This window comes from Candidatus Paceibacterota bacterium, from assembly GCA_028697015.1.
Taxonomy (GTDB): domain Bacteria; phylum Patescibacteriota; class Minisyncoccia; order Minisyncoccales; family GWA2-38-27; genus JAQVFW01.
On record JAQVFW010000002.1, the window covers coordinates 69278 to 84403 of the forward strand.

The 15126-nt window shown below is 35.2% G+C and carries 21 protein-coding genes, 3 tRNA genes and 1 pseudogene; 8 read left to right on the top strand and 17 right to left on the bottom strand.

What is annotated here, in order from left to right:
- Positions 1-69: 69 nt before the first annotated feature.
- From PHH50_01195 to PHH50_01210, 4 genes are read left to right on the top strand one after another with little or no spacing between them, the layout of a single operon-like run.
- On the top strand, positions 70-486 hold the full coding sequence (locus tag PHH50_01195; GenBank protein MDD3728924.1) for a transcriptional repressor: 417 nt from the start codon (positions 70-72) through the stop codon (positions 484-486).
- Positions 487-491: 5 nt separating this feature from the next.
- Complete coding sequence (locus PHH50_01200; GenBank protein MDD3728925.1) at positions 492-1430, top strand: zinc ABC transporter substrate-binding protein; 939 nt, start codon at positions 492-494, stop codon at positions 1428-1430.
- A gap of 1 nt (position 1431) precedes the next feature.
- A complete protein-coding gene (locus PHH50_01205; GenBank protein ID MDD3728926.1) occupies positions 1432-2175 on the top strand; it encodes a metal ABC transporter ATP-binding protein in 744 nt (247 codons plus the stop codon).
- A gap of 4 nt (positions 2176-2179) precedes the next feature.
- Positions 2180-2986 carry a metal ABC transporter permease gene (locus PHH50_01210; GenBank protein MDD3728927.1) on the top strand — a complete coding sequence of 269 codons (807 nt, stop codon included), beginning with the start codon at positions 2180-2182 and terminating at the stop codon, positions 2984-2986.
- Between the two features lie 424 nt (positions 2987-3410).
- Here the strand turns inward: PHH50_01210 and PHH50_01215 are convergent, their stop codons facing one another.
- From PHH50_01215 to PHH50_01225, 3 genes are all read right to left on the bottom strand, one after another.
- Positions 3411-3758, bottom strand: a complete 348-nt coding sequence (locus PHH50_01215; protein ID MDD3728928.1) for a type II secretion system protein — start codon at positions 3756-3758, stop codon at positions 3411-3413.
- 5 nt (positions 3759-3763) lie between these two features.
- A complete protein-coding gene (locus PHH50_01220) occupies positions 3764-7483 on the bottom strand; it encodes a hypothetical protein (GenBank protein ID MDD3728929.1) in 3720 nt (1239 codons plus the stop codon).
- Positions 7484-7612: 129 nt separating this feature from the next.
- Positions 7613-7689, bottom strand: a tRNA-Trp gene (locus PHH50_01225).
- A gap of 75 nt (positions 7690-7764) precedes the next feature.
- Between PHH50_01225 and PHH50_01230 the strand changes: the two genes are divergently transcribed.
- Positions 7765-8034 (top strand): hypothetical protein, encoded by a 270-nt coding sequence (locus PHH50_01230; GenBank protein ID MDD3728930.1) that lies wholly within the window; start codon positions 7765-7767, stop codon positions 8032-8034.
- Between the two features lie 51 nt (positions 8035-8085).
- On the opposite strand, the gene rpmG is transcribed toward PHH50_01230, so the two are convergent.
- From rpmG to rpmF, 9 genes are all read right to left on the bottom strand, one after another.
- Positions 8086-8256, bottom strand: coding sequence for a 50S ribosomal protein L33 (gene rpmG / locus PHH50_01235; GenBank protein ID MDD3728931.1), 171 nt, complete (start codon positions 8254-8256; stop codon positions 8086-8088).
- Positions 8257-8282: 26 nt separating this feature from the next.
- A tRNA-Thr gene (locus tag PHH50_01240) sits at positions 8283-8355 on the bottom strand.
- A 12-nt stretch (positions 8356-8367) separates the two neighbouring features.
- A tRNA-Tyr gene (locus tag PHH50_01245) sits at positions 8368-8451 on the bottom strand.
- A 45-nt stretch (positions 8452-8496) separates the two neighbouring features.
- Positions 8497-9162: a tRNA (guanosine(37)-N1)-methyltransferase TrmD gene (gene trmD / locus PHH50_01250; protein ID MDD3728932.1), complete on the bottom strand. Its 666-nt coding sequence runs from the start codon at positions 9160-9162 to the stop codon at positions 8497-8499.
- Positions 9163-9247: 85 nt separating this feature from the next.
- Positions 9248-9580, bottom strand: a complete 333-nt coding sequence (locus PHH50_01255; GenBank protein ID MDD3728933.1) for a KH domain-containing protein — start codon at positions 9578-9580, stop codon at positions 9248-9250.
- A gap of 141 nt (positions 9581-9721) precedes the next feature.
- Positions 9722-10204, bottom strand: coding sequence for a 30S ribosomal protein S16 (rpsP, locus tag PHH50_01260; protein MDD3728934.1), 483 nt, complete (start codon positions 10202-10204; stop codon positions 9722-9724).
- Positions 10205-10212: 8 nt separating this feature from the next.
- The gene (rnc, locus tag PHH50_01265) at positions 10213-10902 is read right to left on the bottom strand and encodes a ribonuclease III (protein ID MDD3728935.1); all 690 of its coding nucleotides are present in this window, start codon (positions 10900-10902) and stop codon (positions 10213-10215) included.
- Positions 10895-11326: a transcription antitermination factor NusB gene (gene nusB / locus PHH50_01270; protein MDD3728936.1), complete on the bottom strand. Its 432-nt coding sequence runs from the start codon at positions 11324-11326 to the stop codon at positions 10895-10897. The genes rnc and nusB overlap by 8 nt, the downstream gene beginning before the upstream one ends.
- Position 11327: 1 nt before the next feature.
- The gene (gene rpmF / locus PHH50_01275) at positions 11328-11609 is read right to left on the bottom strand and encodes a 50S ribosomal protein L32 (protein ID MDD3728937.1); all 282 of its coding nucleotides are present in this window, start codon (positions 11607-11609) and stop codon (positions 11328-11330) included.
- Positions 11610-11806: 197 nt separating this feature from the next.
- On the opposite strand from rpmF, the gene PHH50_01280 reads away from it, so the two are divergent.
- From PHH50_01280 to PHH50_01290, 3 genes are all read left to right on the top strand, one after another.
- Positions 11807-11956, top strand: coding sequence for a hypothetical protein (locus PHH50_01280; protein MDD3728938.1), 150 nt, complete (start codon positions 11807-11809; stop codon positions 11954-11956).
- 23 nt (positions 11957-11979) lie between these two features.
- Positions 11980-12162 (top strand): hypothetical protein, encoded by a 183-nt coding sequence (locus tag PHH50_01285; protein ID MDD3728939.1) that lies wholly within the window; start codon positions 11980-11982, stop codon positions 12160-12162.
- Positions 12163-12404: 242 nt separating this feature from the next.
- Positions 12405-12728 (top strand): hypothetical protein, encoded by a 324-nt coding sequence (locus PHH50_01290; protein MDD3728940.1) that lies wholly within the window; start codon positions 12405-12407, stop codon positions 12726-12728.
- 66 nt (positions 12729-12794) lie between these two features.
- Here the strand turns inward: PHH50_01290 and PHH50_01295 are convergent, their stop codons facing one another.
- The 5 genes and pseudogenes from PHH50_01295 to PHH50_01315 all read right to left on the bottom strand — a co-directional run bounded on the left by PHH50_01295 (position 12795) and on the right by PHH50_01315 (position 15113).
- Positions 12795-13424: a TraX family protein gene (locus tag PHH50_01295; protein MDD3728941.1), complete on the bottom strand. Its 630-nt coding sequence runs from the start codon at positions 13422-13424 to the stop codon at positions 12795-12797.
- A gap of 11 nt (positions 13425-13435) precedes the next feature.
- Positions 13436-13978, bottom strand: coding sequence for a GNAT family N-acetyltransferase (locus PHH50_01300; GenBank protein MDD3728942.1), 543 nt, complete (start codon positions 13976-13978; stop codon positions 13436-13438).
- A gap of 62 nt (positions 13979-14040) precedes the next feature.
- On the bottom strand, positions 14041-14448 hold the full coding sequence (locus tag PHH50_01305; protein MDD3728943.1) for a hypothetical protein: 408 nt from the start codon (positions 14446-14448) through the stop codon (positions 14041-14043).
- An 80-nt stretch (positions 14449-14528) separates the two neighbouring features.
- A complete protein-coding gene (locus tag PHH50_01310) occupies positions 14529-14894 on the bottom strand; it encodes an FKBP-type peptidyl-prolyl cis-trans isomerase (protein ID MDD3728944.1) in 366 nt (121 codons plus the stop codon).
- Positions 14877-15113: pseudogene (locus PHH50_01315) on the bottom strand (DUF333 domain-containing protein). Before PHH50_01315 ends, PHH50_01310 begins: the two are co-directional and overlap by 18 nt.
- Positions 15114-15126: the final 13 nt, after the last annotated feature.

Below are 15126 nucleotides of genomic sequence, written 5' to 3' on the forward strand. Positions count from 1 at the left end.
ATATTTTAGCTTTGAAATAAACCCTTTTTATATTGACTTTGCTTTTAATTAATGCAACAATGTTCCATTATGAGCATAAAGGAAATACATCAAAAAATAAAGGCAAAAGGAGGAAGGGTAACAAAAGCAAGAAAAGCAATAGTTTCTGTTCTTTTTGATTCCAACTGCATGCTTTCTTCCTCTCAAATAATTTCCAAATTAAAAGAGAAAAGAACAGTCCCAAGCAGAACAACTATGTACAGAGAGCTTCTCTTTCTTATTAAAAACAATATTATCGTTAAAAATACCGCTCTTAAGAAAGATTATTTTGAGATTGTAAAAGATCACCACCACCACCTTATTTGCTTAAATTGCAATTCTTTTAAAAAGATTGCCGTTTATAATGATTTGATAAAAAAAGAAAAAGAAATAAGCCGGAAAAATAACTTTAAAATAATTAACCATTCATTTGACTTTTACGGCCTATGTCACAAATGTCAAAAATAAAAGAAATGAAAAAAACATTACTTATTGCAATTGTCATTATAATTTTCTTTATATCCTTGATATTATTCCCAAAAAAGCAAGAAGAAGCAGAAGAGATTAAGGTAATAGCCACTCTTTTTCCTTATTATGATATGGCAAAAGAAATAGGAGGAGAAAAAATAAGCGTTTCTCTGCTTCTTCCTCCGGGAGCGGAAGTCCATTCTTTTGAACCCAAAACAAGTGATTTTATTAAAATAAACAATGCCGATATCTTTATTTATACCGGAGATTTTATGGAACCTTGGGCAAAAAGAATAATGGAAAGTATAAGTAATAAAGAAATTATTGTTATAAGGGCAAGCGATGGAATAAAGCTGCTAGAAGATGAAGACGAGCATGAAGATGAAGACGAGCATGAAGATGAAGACGACAATGGGTACGATCCCCACATTTGGCTTGATATTGAAAATTCTAAAAAGATAGCTGATGAAATAACAAAGGCCCTCATAGCCGTTTCCCCAAAAAATGAGATGTTCTTTATTGAAAGAAGCAATAATTACATTAATAAACTCCAAAAATTAGATAATGATTTTGCAAAGTCCTTGGAAAAATGCAAAAATGGAGAAATAATATACAGCGGTCATTACGCTTTTGCATATCTTGCAGAAAAGTATAATTTAAAACATTCCGCTATCTTGGGAATTTCCCATGATACAGAACCGACAATAAGTTCTCTTCTTTCGGTCATTGAAAAGATAAAAAATGAAGGTATAAGTCATATTTTCTATGAAGAATTGTCGGACCCAAAAATAGCAAAAATTATAAAAGAAGAAACAAAAGCCGAAATGCTTCCTCTTAATCCGGCTGAAAATCTGTCAAAAGAAGATTTTGAAAAAGGCGTTTCTTTTATTAAAATAATGGAAGAAAATCTTGAAAATTTAAAGAATGGCTTAAGGTGCAAATAACATGAATATTATTTCCGTAAAAAATCTCTCTTTTAAATATGAAAAAATATCTATTCTTGAGGATATAAATTTTTCAGTAAATAAAGGAGATTATGTAGCTCTTGCCGGACCAAACGGATCAGGAAAAACAACCCTTATAAGAACGGTTTTAGGGCTTGAAAAAGCAAACGGAGAAATATTTCTTTTTGGCAAAAAAATAAAAGAATTCAATGATTGGGGGAAAATAGGATATCTCCCCCAAAAGGCCTCTTTCTTAACTCCCATATTTCCTGCAAAAGTAAAAGAAGTTGTTTCTTTGGGTCTTCTTTCTTCCAAAAAACATCCCAAAAGAATCAATTCTTTTGACAAATTAAAAATAGAAGAAACGCTAAAGATTTTAGATATTTTCAATTTAAAAGATATTCTTATCAATAATCTTTCAGGAGGACAACAGCAAAGGGTTTTTCTGGCAAGAGCAATTATTTCAGATCCGCAAATGCTTATTTTAGACGAACCTTCAAGCGGGCTTGATATAAGTTCAAGGGAAAATTTCTTTGAGCTTTTAAAGAAAATAAACAAAGAAAAGGGAGTTGCCATTATCCTTATAACTCACGACGCCTCCGACATCGGAAAATATGCAAACAAGTTGCTCTATTTAGATAAAAAAATACTTTTCTACGGATTATTCTCTGATTTTTGCAAATCAAAGGAAATGGAAAAATACTTCGGTCACTTTTCCCAGCACTTAATCTGTCACCAGCATTAAAACTATGTTTCTAGAACTTATTCAATACGATTTTATCCAAAGAGCATATATTGCCGGCTCTTTTATAGCTTTTCTTTGCGGGATTTTAGGCCTTTTTCTAATTCTAAGAAGATTATCTTTAATAGGAGACGGAATTTCCCATGTAAGTTTTGGGGCAATCGCTTTGGGACTTTTCTTCGGTTTTTATCCTTTTTATATCGCAATACCAACTGTTATTATCGCCTCCTATTTAATTTTAAAAATAACGGAAAAAACGAAACTTCATGCCGATGCGGCAATAGGAATTGTTTCCTCTGCCGGAATCTCTTTGGGAGTAATATTATCTAGTATTTCGGGAGGATTTAATATAGACCTTTTTTCCTACCTTTTTGGAAATATTTTGGCAATAAGCAAAGAAGAAATGTATTTGTCCGTCTTCCTCTCCGCTTTTCTTCTTATTGTAATTTATTATTTATACTACGAATTCTTTTCCGTTTCTTTCGATGAGGAATATGCCAAAACAACCGGAATAAATACAAAAAGAATAAATGTAATACTTATTACTTTAACAGCTCTTACAGTAATTTTGGCTATAAGAATAGTGGGCGTTATGCTTTCTTCCGCTCTTCTTATATTACCAGGAGCAACCTCTCTTTTGTTTGCAAAAAGCTTTAAGTTTGCGATCTTTTTTTCAGGGATTTTGTCCTTGATTTCCGTTTTTTTGGGAATTACTTTTGCCTTTTATCTCGATCTTCCTCCCGGAGCCACTATAATCGTTTTAAATTTGATTTTCTTTTCTTTCTTTTCTGTTTATAGAAAGATAAATCAATAATTAAATTATTGTCCTAGAAGACAACGAATTTTAAGCAAAGTTGAGGACTTAGTGCTGATATAAATATAACCGTTATTGAAATTCACCCACCAGGCGATACTGGCGTTGAACTGAGTAGATGACCAGTAGAGCCCTCCAAAAGCATAAGAATCATAAGAAGGAAGACAGCTTCCTTGAGGAGAAGAACATGAGGTAGCTCCCCAACTAGGGCAGTTCTCATCTCCAAGGTTCCAGAGTTGTCTTCCTTCTGAACAGTATGTATCGTCTCTTGCACAAGCTGTATCACAATTTACGCTTGGACTCTTTGGAATGGCCTGAGTTGGAAGACGCCACCCTTCGGAGAATCCGGCATAGTTTAAAGTTCTGCAGGCATTGCAGGCGGGGAATTTGCTTATATCCTCGATTGGAACCTCGTTGCAATCATTTATACCGTATAATGTGACCACATCTTCATTATAGGGATAAGACCAATAATAAGCGTTTCCTGAGTTGGGGGTACTTTTAATTTATCCTCTCCAAGAGCGGTGTTTAATGTTACAGACCACATATTAAGGTCACTGTCACAGTAGACGCTGTCTCCAAAAAGGGTGGAAACGCCTGGGTTTATGGAACAATACTTCGCGGCTTGGCTTCTGTTGTTTCTTGCTTTCATATCGTCTGTTGCCGTTCTTGTTCTTGAAACGATAACAATTACAATGGAGGATAATGTGGTAATAAGGGCGATTACAATAAGCAGTTCTATGAGAGTGAAGGATTTTAGTTTTTTGGACATAGGAATTATACCTTAAAATCCTCTTTGATTATTCCTTTTTTAGCGTTAATATTGGAAGATGTATAAACATGGCTATATGAGCCATCATCATTCTTTTTTTCCACTTTTACATAATATACGCCTGGGGGAACAAGACAGAAATACTTGCCGGTTTTACTTGCAACTCGCCTTAAAATTTCCTTATCTATATCCGGCAAAAATATTTTAATTACGGCAAAAGACAAAGGAAATCCCGTATCTTTTTCCATGACATATCCTCCTGCCTTGGGCTTTAATCCTATTTTCCTGAGTATAAAGAGAAAAATGTAAGAAAAAAGGATAATTAGATTGTAAGGATGAGGAGCAAAAAAATAAGCGATAACGGCAACAAAAAATCCAAAGAAGAAGAATAAATCGACAATTTTATTACTGAAAAAACGGTCAATTCCTGAATAAAATTTCATTTTATTTTTTTCTCTTTTGGCAAACTCGTTCCAGTCAAATCCAATCGGGTCCATTGGAATATTTTTAGCTATAACTTCTTCCTCATTTTCAATATCAAGTGTTTCCCCAAAATAGAGGCGGTCATAAATTCCGTCTTCGTCTTTTCCTTCCAGTTTTTTAGACGGGAAAGTATAATTTGTTTTATTCGCCACAATTTTGTAATTACCCGGCTTTACAAGAAAGCCGTATCTTCCGTCAAGGTCCGTAATAGAATCGGAAATAATCTCTCCTTTTATATCCTGAAGAAAAACATAAGCGGGATCAAGTGGCTGTTTTGTAATACTATCATAAACTGTCCCCCACGGCTTGTGCCTTTTCTTTAATCCGATAAGAGTTAAAAATAAAGACCATAATCGAAGCAAAGTAAAGAAAAGGTTTGAAAAAGAAAAAGGATTTACAAAAATGGCGCTTGCCACCAAACTTGCCGTTCCGGCTACAGCTCCTGTTGTAGAAACAACTCTAGTTGCAGTTTTTCCCTCGGGCGAATCTATAAACTCTTTTGTTTTTTTAATCACTTCTTCAACTGTTGGAATTACCGGAATAACAGATTGTTCTTTTTCATATTGGCATGAGTTATCTTCCGTGTTGGCATTGGGGTTGTAATTTATTGCATCAGGGTCAGTGCAGCCAAAAACTGTTTCTACTTGTCCCCCATTTCCGTTTCCCTCATATTGGCATGAGTTATCTTCCGTATTGGCATTGGGGTTGTAATTTATTGCATTAGGGTCAGTGCAGCCAAAAATCTGGTTTTGGCTTCCATTTCCGTTTCCCTCATATTGGCATGAGTTATCTTCCGTATTGGCATTGGGGTTGTAATTTATTGCATCAGGGTCAGTGCAGCCAAAAACCAAATCTTGGCCGGAAACAGAAAAATTTGCTCTTAAATTGCGGCTAGAATTCAAAGAAAAAGAATAAATTGCGCTGCTGCTTACAATTAAGTTTTCTTCAGTCCAGTTTAAAAAATCATAGCCCTCGTTTGGAAAAGCCCTTACTGTCACATTCTCGTCTTTTAGGTATTCTCCTGAACCATCGGTTGTTCCTCTTTCCTCATGGCTTACTGATAAAGAAACAGTATATTTTACAATATCTGGTTTTTCAGCTCCTCCCGTGTTTAGAATTTCAACTTCATAAAAACCGTTTATCGGACTAATATTAAGATAGTATATTCCAGAACAATTTTCATTAATACCTTCAAATGTTTGGACCATAGGGCAGATATAAATATGGTTATTTCCCTTTACACTAGGAATAAGAAGAGTTACTCTCATAACGCCCATCTGCTGTCTGTCTTGAAAATGAACAAACGCCCTTCCGTAATTTTCAGCATTTAATGAGTATATCCCGCTATTTGCCTTCAAATTTTCCCAATCCAAATCTGATTGGAAATCAATGTTAATTCTGGCAATAGGGCTTTCTCCTTTCTTTAAAATTGAAACAACCTCTCCTAACTTTGGAACTACAGTTAAATCTTCGTCTGTTGAATAATCAAAAACACTTAATCCTTCCGGAAGATTTCTAATTAAATATCCTTCTCTTTCAAAATTAGCAACAAAAGTACGATTTGAACTGACAGAAAAAGAATAAGTTTGATTTGTAGAAATAACCTCATCTCCTTCTTTCCAAGAAATAAAACTATATCCTTCGTTGGGAGTAGCATTTATACTAACTGAAGCCCCTTCTGCATATGTTCCCGCTCCGGAAACAGTTCCTCCTTCTTCAGGAAAAGTTTCTAAAACAATACTGTAATTATCAGGCAAAGAGATAGAAGAGGAGGTAAGAAAAGAAACGCAACTCCCCTCTCCTGTTCCGGCAGAGTTGATTGCATACGCCTTATATGAATAAGTCGTATTTGCTAAAAGGCCTGTTATCTGCAAAGAGTAACTACCGGCATCAAAACTTCCGCTTTGACTTATATCGCTCTCGTTTTGAACACAGGTATCTCCATCATAAAATTTAAAACCCCTAGTTGAAGCATTTTCCCCTCCGGTACTTGTAATCTGTCCATTTGCAACAGCAGAAATCTGAAAAACACTGCTTGCGCTATAAGTAGAAAGAGAGGGAGATAAAACCGCAAAAGCCGCTAAAAACGGGTATCCGTCGTTTATTATGCCGTCTATATCCCAAAAATCATTATTAGAAACATCATCAAAAGGATTACCTACAAAATCCCATGGATTATTCAACCCCCCCGACCAAACAACGTCGGTAAAAGTTCTTACATTCTTCATTTCTGCGGTTGCCTTGGGAGTTCCTTTGCCGGTATCGCTTTGCCCTGAAACATTTTGGTCATAAAAAGAATTAAAAATATTCTCGCATCCATATCCAGGGCATATATTTTCTCCGACAAGTCCTCCTAGATGATTATTGCCGCTTACGCTTCCGCCAGCATAAGAATAATTAATTGTTCCTTCGCTGTTATAACCGACAAGTCCTCCCGCATATTCTCCCGTAACAAGCCCTCCTGTAACATTCATTCTTGAGTAGGAATTATCTATTTTGGCAGTTGAAAGAGAAGTAAAAAGAAACCCTACAAGTCCTCCTATATAACTTGAGTTATTATTAATTCCGGTAGTATTACCGCTTGAATATGACCTATTTATTTCTCCTCTACTATAACCGATTAATCCTCCGACATAATTTTCCCCGTTTACATCTCCTTCCACATAAGATTGAATAACGTCTCCCTCATTGTATCCTATTAGTCCTCCGACATAATCTCTTCCTTCAATGCTAATATTTTTAAAGCCGATATTTTCAACCGTTGAAGCATCTGAAGTATATCCGAAAAAACCAACATAATCAGTGCTTCTATCTATGTATAAATCGTTTATTTCATGGCCCTGCCCGTCAAATGTTCCGGTAAACTTATCTATATTATTTCCTATCGGAATCCATCCCTGACTAGAGTTTGCAGAAGGTCCGGCATAGTCATCGTATCCCGGACTTCCAGAATTTAAACTAATATCCAGAACATAATTTCCCGAAAGATTTCCCCTTATACTATCTAAATCTTCCCAGCTTGCTATTGATATTAAGGCCTTTGCTTTTTTTTGCTCCAAAAGAAAATTAAAAAGGCCTATTGTTAAAATAAAAAGAGTAATTAAAAAGAATACTGATATTTTCTGTCGATTATTCTTAAAGGGCCAAAGTATTTTTTCTTTCAATCCAAAAACAACGGTTTTGGGCCGCCAGTCAGATGATTTTAAAAAAAATAATCTCTTCTTAAGTGTTTCTGTAGCCACAATTTTCAAGGTTATGCGATATTGCCATTTTAGCAAAAAATAAACATTTTTACAAAGACAAAAACAATCTAACCTTTTTTAAAATGGTTCTATTTATTTAACATTTGAAGATTATATAATATTTCAAACTGGCGGGGATGGCAGGATTCGAACCTGCAACAAACGGTTTTGGAGACCGTCGCTCTGCCAATTGGAGCTACATCCCCTTTATTTGTACTACTTACTATTTTATGGTATATTTCAGACCGGTACAATATGCTCTTTTCACAGGGAGAAAGGTAATGGCAACGCTTTGCTTGGAAACTATTAAAGAAGTCGCTGTCATAATTATAGACCAGTACGGACTGGTAACTATTACCGACAAAGACGGATTTGTTATTTTCTTTAATCAAGATACTAAGATTAATACCGGAGGAATGCAAGGAGGATTTGCTATCGTAACTCTTTTGCGCCTTATTACTGGCAATAATTTTATCGTCAAAAAAAAGGACGAGGACAAAAACGGAGATATCATAAAGATCTATTTTTACAGAGAAGATGTTTCTCCTTAATAAAAAATCCAAAAAAAACAAACATGCCCCGCGATAATATCAAAGGGTTCTTTATTTCTTCGTTTCTTTATGGGGCGTATGCTTTCTGTCCCATTTGCAAAATTTGCTAAGAACAAGCTTTTTCCCATCCTTTTCGTTCAACTGTCTTGACTTATGAGTATGATAATTCACTCTCTTGCAGTTCTCACATTGAATTTTTACGTAAGGTTTTTTCTTTGCCATATTTTTTTATTTTAATTATAACCGTGAGCCAAGACCGGGGATCGAACCCGGGACCTTATCCTTACCATGGATACGCTCTGCCAACTGAGCTATCTTGGCAAAAAATAAGTGTGGGCAGAGAGGGATTTGCACCCCCGTAGGCCAGTGGCCGTCAGATTTACAGTCTGATGCGTTTGACTACTCCGCCATCTGCCCGCTCAAATATTATGCACTTTCCTATTATTACCATAAAACTTCCCATTATTCAATAATTCTGCCCTTTTTCTTTTTCCATTCCTCTATTTTTTTATGGTTTCCGGAAAGTAAAACTTTCGGAACTTTCCAGTTTGTTCCTTTTTTAGGAGAAAAAACTTCAGGCCTTGTATATTGGGGATATTCGATAAATCCTCCATTTTTATCAACTCTTTCTTTTAAGAATTGCTCTTTGCCGATTACTCCGGGAATAAGGCGCGAAACAGCTTCAATAACAACCATAGAGGGAATTTCCCCTCCCATTAGAACATAGTCCCCTATTGAAATTTCCATATCGGCTATTTCTTTTTTCACCCTTTCGTCTATTCCTTCATATCTGCCACAAATCAAAATAACTTGATTCATTTTGCTTAGTTCGTTTGCTGTTTTTTGAGTAAACTTCTTTCCTCTGGGAGAAAAAAGAACTACCTTTGACTTTTTCTTTTTCAAATCCTTCACGGCATTATAAATGGGCTCTATTTTCATCACCATTCCAAGTCCTCCTCCAAACGGCTTATCGTCCACTTTTTTATGCTTGTCTTTTGACCAGCTTCTTAAATCATGAACATTTATTTCCAATAGTCCTTTTTCAACTCCTTTTGAAATAATACTTTCTTTGAAATAGAAATTGAAAATTTCAGGGAAAATAGTGATTATATCAAACTTTTTTTTCATATTTTTATAAAGAAAACGGCGCTTTTGGACGCCGCCTTCCTTTCCAATAATTGTGCAGTTTATACTGCAAAACTAAAAAGATAACTTACAGTTTTAAATCATCAAGGTCTTCGCTCTTTTCTTCTTTTACCGGAGCGGACACTTTTTCAGGCATTCTTCTTCCACCTTCAGGTTCTTCTATTTTAAGATTAACCCTAGCGTGATTCTTTAGTCCGATTATCCTTATCAAAGACCTTATCGCTCTGGCAGTAGAGCCGGCGCGGCCAATAATCTGGCCCATGTCTTCAGGATTAACGGTTAAAGAAAGAAGAACTCCCATTTCGTCAACCTTCCTTTCAACTTTAACGTCATCTGGATGGTCAACAAGCGTTTTAACAATAAACTCGAGAAATTCTTGATCGCTGTTTGCTTTTGTCATGTTATCTGTTCTTATTACCTATTCAAAAGTGATTCGACCTTTCCTCTTTCTGGCCTCATGGCCAATTTAACTGATTTTCTGTATATCCGTTATTAATAAAGAATAATTCTTTGAAAAACAAAAGTCAACCCTTTTTTTTATTTACGCCGATTTTTCTTCCTTCTCTTCTTTTTTTTCTTCTATTTCTTTACCCTCTTTTTTTTCTAAAACTTCTTTTTTATCTTCGCTTTTTTCTTCTGTTTTTTCTTGTTCTGAAGATTCCTCTTTTACACTTTCCTTTTCCACCTTCTCCTCTTTCTTTTCTTCAGAAGCTTGTTCTTTTACAGCTTCTTCCTTTGTTTCTTCATTACTTTGCGGCTTTACTTTATGCAAAGGTATTTTCTCTCCTTCAATAATGCCTTTTTTAACAAGGAGATTATGAACCGTATCTGAGGGCTTTGCTCCAACCGAAAGCCAATATTTGATTCTGTCCTCTTCAAGGCGACATTCTTTTGTCAGAGGATTTACATATCCTACGCTCTCAACAAACCTTCCTCCGGAAGGAGCATTTCTCTTATCGGTAACAACAACCTTAAAAAAGGGTTGGTTTCTTTTTCCTGTTCTAAAAAATCTAATAACTAGCATAATTTTTTTTAAATTTTTATTTTATCTAATGCTTTTCTGGCGGCCTCTTCTTCCGCCTCTTGTTTTGATTTTCCTTCTCCTGTTGCTATTAAGTCCTTTCCTAAATAAACACCCATAGCAAATATCTTGTCATGATCCGGCCCCGATTCTTTTATAACGCTATATGTCGGAGTTATAGATGTCTTTTCTTGGGCTATTTCCTGAAACTTGGATTTCGCGCTCTTATGGAGATTTCCTTCTATAATTCTTGGTAAGTGCTTTATAATATGCTCTTTTATAAACTTGGAACAAGCTTCCATTCCCTGGTCAAGGTAAAGTCCTCCGATAAAGGCCTCCATTGTATTTGCAAGAATATACTGCCTTGATTTATTCTCTTCTTTTTTTTCTCCCTGTGAGAGAAGCAAGAAATCTCCAAAATTCAATTCTTTTGCAATTTCAAAAAGTATCTTTGAATTTACAAGAGCTGCTCTCCATGCGGTAAGCTCCCCTTCCATTTTATTTGGATAAGAAAGAAAGAGACACTCGGTAACAACATGCTCTAAAACCGCATCTCCTAAAAATTCCAATCTTTCATTGTGAAAGAGCTTAAAATCAGGATTTTCATTAAGATAAGAACGATGGGTAAACGACTGTATCAGTAAATTCTTATCTTTAAAGAAAATTCCTAATTTTTTTTCAAGAAGTGAAAAATCATTCATCTTTTTTTTCTATTTCTCTGTAAACAGTACCCAAGACCCCGTTTATAAACTTTCCCGAATTTTTTCCTCCAAATGTCTTTGCAAGTTCTATTGCCTCATTTATTGCCACTTTTGGCGGGACTTCTTTTTTGTCTTCATAAAGAAGCTCATAAAGACCCAAACGAAGGACATTCCTGTCAATTATGGTAATCTGCTCAATGGGCCATTCCGGAGCTGCCTTCTCGATTATTTCATCAATTTTTTTAATGTTCGAAACAACTCCTAAAATCAAACTCCATATAAATGTCTTGTCTTCTATTTCTTTTCCAAACTCCTCTATATTCCTTTCAATTATTTTTTCAAGCAAATTCTTGTCTTTGTTGAAAAAATCCCACTCATACAAGCTTTGCATGGCAATTGACCTTGATAGATGACGGGAAGCCATATTATTTTGACAAGTTTTCCATTGTTAAAGAATCCTGCCCTTTTTCTTCTTTTTCTCTAAGAGAAATTTCTTTTTCTCTTTTCTTTCTTTCTTTTTTATCAAGTTTCTCCATGACATTGACAATCTCTTCCTTTTTGTAGTATCCGCAGTTATAGCATACGGTATGTGGCCTTATCTTCTTTTTGCAATGCGAACAAGAAACCAAAGACGGGGTTTCTAAAAAAATATGCATTCTCCTGTTATCTCTTCTTGAACTGGTTTTTCTCTGTTTTGGTACTGCCATATTTGTTTTTACACATTACACTAAAAATAAAAATATATCAAGTCCCTATTATCTTTAAAAGCATACAAAACAGAAAAGCTTGACAAAATATATTATCCTGTGTTATAATCTAAAAATACAAAGCAATGCTTTTGGCAATTAATAGGAAGCAAGCCAAAAAATAGTATCAAGCTTCCCTCTTTCTTTCAAATCACTGGTTGAATACCGAATCACTTCCAAGACAGGACAGTTTTTCAGAAATAACAATTTTCTTTAGTGGTTTGAAAGAAGGAGAGGGTTTTTGCCGGACCTTTAAAAAAGAATATGGTCGCAAATCCGCCTTAACGGATTCGGCAATTGCGACTTAGCCATCTTAAATAAGGAGGAAGAGATGGCACTTGAACACATTTTGGGTATTCTGCGGGAGAATACCAAAAAAATGACAGAGCCCGGAAGAGCCAGAGAGGCCCAAAGGGCAAAAGAACTTGCCGAGAGAGAGGCAGAGAGAAGGCAAGTTCTTCGTTCTTTGATTCAGGGGACAAGCAAAGTCAACTGGAAAAGGCGCTATGCATAGCGCCAAAAGAAACGACGAGAAGTTTGCCCTTGCCTAAGGGTAAACAAATAAGGAGTTAGCCAAGCTTGGTTAACTCCTCTCTTTCAAAGTTTATCATTTATATATCGTGAATTTTGAAAGGGCATGCTGCTTGCTCTTTAAAAAAAACACAAGGTTGTGTCCCCTCCCCCCTTTTGGGATTTTGCCATTTCTATTGGCAAAAAAGCAGCAACACAACCACGACATGCAATAAGGAGAAAAGCATGTCTGTACCTTCCACCTTTTCGGCCTCGGTTTTTCTTCCTTCAGTAGAGGAAGAAATAAACGCTTCTTTTCAGAATCAGGAAGCACTAAGGAGGAGCGACTCCCTTTTTCTTGCCGAAGTAGCTCGGCGAGAAGCGGCAATTATTGCCGTAAAAAAGGAAGTTCAGGAAAACTTGGCCATCAAGGAAGAGGCCAAAAAAAAGGAGCGAGAACTCCAAGAGCACCAGGCAATAATTTACTGGCTCGAATGCCAGTTGGATCTTGCCTGGGAGAAAGAGGCAAAGCTCAAGGAAGAGCTTGACGAGCTTCTTTACGGTCTCTAAAAGAGTCCCAGCAAGGGACATAAGAACCTTTAAGAGGGCCAATCACAGGTCCTCTCTTTTTTTGCTTTAGAAATTAAAAAATATAATTTTAATTATATAAAGAACTATTAAATGAACCGGATAGAAAATATAGAAAAAGTATCTTGGCAAATTGATTTTAATTTTTGGACCGAAAATAAAAAAAAGGGAAAAAAGAGCGTATATTTGAATAAATAATTGGTAAATAAAAGCATAGGAAAAAGTTGCCAAAGAAAAAAGAACTATTTTCTCTTCTCTTTTTTTGAAAAAGTAAAATATTAGAATAGTTAAAAGCCCATAAAACCCGTATTCAACAAAAAAAGAAGCTGGTATTATTAAAAAAAGATAAATGAATTTCTTTTTTTCAAAAACCGAAATTGTAAAAATTCCAAGCATTAAGGAAAAAAGAATGTTTAGAAAAACTGTTTTCCCTATCGATGCATATATAAAATAATAAGGAATCTGGGAAATAACGGCAAAGAAAAAAAGACGGTTAAGATATTTTTTTCTGCTTGATGTTTTTTGATAACCAACCGTAAGCTGATAGGCAAAAAGAGGAAAAGCTATTCTCCCTATAATCCTTAATATTGCAAAGGGATAAATAAAAGCCCCAATGTGATCGATAAGCATTGTTATCACCGCCACCAGTTTTATATAATTGCTTTCTCTTTTATCCATTAAAATATACCTTAGAAAATTTTAATCATAATCCCCTCTCCTTCCAATTTTCCTTTATATTGAAGCTGCTTTGGAATTTTAGCAACTGTTTTGAATCCAATTTTTTTGTAAAGAGCTATAGCCGGCTTATTGCTTAAAAAAACGCTAAGTCGAATAATCTTCGGTCTTGGCTTTAATTCTTTTTTCGCCTTTTTTAATATTTCATTCATTAAATATTTTCCAAGGCCAATTCTTCTATAACCCTTTCTAATGGTAATGCCAAAACCTCCGATATGGTCTCTTCTGTCTTTTTCAAGAGTAATGCCCGTTGTTCCGACAATTTTATCTTCACACTCTGCCAATAAAAAAACTTCTTTTAAATTTTCAATTCCCTTTATCTTTCTTTCTATCCATCTTTTTTCTTCTTCAAGGGACACTCTCTTTTTCATTGAAACCTTTGCCTGTTCTTCAACTAAAGAATCAACAAAATCCTTGAATTTTTGGACATTCTTAAAATCTTCTTCTGAAATATTCCTTATTGTTATTTTCTTGCCTTTAAAAATTTTAGTTTTCATATTTTTTAATTCTATATCATATTATGAAATAAAAAAAGCCCGAAAAGGGCTTTAATTTTTTCCTAAAGGTTAACACCATGTTTTAGTCCTTGGACATAGGCCAATTTTATTGCAATTCTTATATAAGGAGAGCACTCATTGGTTCTTGCTTCAGACAAGCTTATCTGAGGATTCTTTTCTTTTATTTTTTTTGCGATAAATCTTAGCATTGCATATGATACAAAATCATGCAATCTTGAAGTAAAGATATCCCCGGGTTGAGGAACTAAAATGTCTTCGCAATTTATTGCTTTTTCCTCTAGTAAAGAATAATGTTTCTTTAATAATTTATCTGGAATATCCATCAATCTTTTGACTTGAGGATCTAGGTCTTCATTATCATCAACCTCTTCTCCAAAAAACCTTCTAACTTCATTTATTTCATTATTGATATGCTCTAGCAAAGTCATCCAATCGCTGGTTTTGTCCATAGTATTTTCCTTTCAAAAATAGTCAAAGAACCAGGCAGGACTATACCAAAAAAATACTATAAGTCAAATACGAGTATCTTTTAATTAATTTCTAAAAGTTCTATTTCAAATATCAAAATAGAATCAGGAGGAATTATATCCCCCGCTCCCTGCTTTCCGTAAGCAAGCTCGGGAGAAATAGTTAATCTCCTTTTTTCTCCTTTTTTCATTCCCAAAACACCCATTTCCCATCCTTGAATCACTCTGCCTTGCCCGAGAACAAAAGAAAATGGCTGATTCCTGTCAACACTTGAATCGAACTTTTTTCCATCAAGAAGAGTTCCGGTATAATGCAAAGTCAAATAGTTTCCTTTCTCGGCTAATTTTCCTTCGCCCTCAGTTAAGATTTCTGCCTTTAACTGCCCCTTTTTGCAAACTCCTCGCGAAAAATCCCATTCTTCGCACATAGATCCGTCTTCAAACAGGCAAAACCCTATTTGGCCGGAAGGAAAATCTTTAATTTCAACTGTCCCTCCTTGCTTCTTGCAATATACTGAAGCAGGATTTGCTAAAGTGGTATTTTCTTCTTCCGTTTCAAGCAGAGTATCTCCTTTTTCTTTACTGACCAGATAAGCAAAGAAAAAAACAACTAAAACTGCAACTGCAATTATGATGATTAATAACATTTTTTTATTCATA

Bases quoted from the DNA above. Each gene is read 5' to 3' on its own strand.
- PHH50_01195 (MDD3728924.1), top strand. From the start codon at position 70: ATGAGCATAAAGGAAATACATCAAAAAATAAAGGCAAAAGGAGGAAGG.
- PHH50_01200 (MDD3728925.1), top strand. From the start codon at position 492: ATGAAAAAAACATTACTTATTGCAATTGTCATTATAATTTTCTTTATA.
- PHH50_01205 (MDD3728926.1), top strand. From the start codon at position 1,432: ATGAATATTATTTCCGTAAAAAATCTCTCTTTTAAATATGAAAAAATA.
- PHH50_01210 (MDD3728927.1), top strand. From the start codon at position 2,180: ATGTTTCTAGAACTTATTCAATACGATTTTATCCAAAGAGCATATATT.
- PHH50_01215 (MDD3728928.1), bottom strand. From the start codon at position 3,758: ATGTCCAAAAAACTAAAATCCTTCACTCTCATAGAACTGCTTATTGTA.
- PHH50_01230 (MDD3728930.1), top strand. From the start codon at position 7,765: ATGGCAACGCTTTGCTTGGAAACTATTAAAGAAGTCGCTGTCATAATT.
- rpmG (MDD3728931.1), bottom strand. From the start codon at position 8,256: ATGGCAAAGAAAAAACCTTACGTAAAAATTCAATGTGAGAACTGCAAG.
- trmD (MDD3728932.1), bottom strand. From the start codon at position 9,162: ATGAAAAAAAAGTTTGATATAATCACTATTTTCCCTGAAATTTTCAAT.
- PHH50_01255 (MDD3728933.1), bottom strand. From the start codon at position 9,580: ATGACAAAAGCAAACAGCGATCAAGAATTTCTCGAGTTTATTGTTAAA.
- rpsP (MDD3728934.1), bottom strand. From the start codon at position 10,204: ATGCTAGTTATTAGATTTTTTAGAACAGGAAAAAGAAACCAACCCTTT.
- rnc (MDD3728935.1), bottom strand. From the start codon at position 10,902: ATGAATGATTTTTCACTTCTTGAAAAAAAATTAGGAATTTTCTTTAAA.
- nusB (MDD3728936.1), bottom strand. From the start codon at position 11,326: ATGGCTTCCCGTCATCTATCAAGGTCAATTGCCATGCAAAGCTTGTAT.
- rpmF (MDD3728937.1), bottom strand. From the start codon at position 11,609: ATGGCAGTACCAAAACAGAGAAAAACCAGTTCAAGAAGAGATAACAGG.
- PHH50_01285 (MDD3728939.1), top strand. From the start codon at position 11,980: ATGGCACTTGAACACATTTTGGGTATTCTGCGGGAGAATACCAAAAAA.
- PHH50_01290 (MDD3728940.1), top strand. From the start codon at position 12,405: ATGTCTGTACCTTCCACCTTTTCGGCCTCGGTTTTTCTTCCTTCAGTA.
- PHH50_01295 (MDD3728941.1), bottom strand. From the start codon at position 13,424: ATGGATAAAAGAGAAAGCAATTATATAAAACTGGTGGCGGTGATAACA.
- PHH50_01300 (MDD3728942.1), bottom strand. From the start codon at position 13,978: ATGAAAACTAAAATTTTTAAAGGCAAGAAAATAACAATAAGGAATATT.
- PHH50_01305 (MDD3728943.1), bottom strand. From the start codon at position 14,448: ATGGACAAAACCAGCGATTGGATGACTTTGCTAGAGCATATCAATAAT.
- PHH50_01310 (MDD3728944.1), bottom strand. From the start codon at position 14,894: ATGTGCGAAGAATGGGATTTTTCGCGAGGAGTTTGCAAAAAGGGGCAG.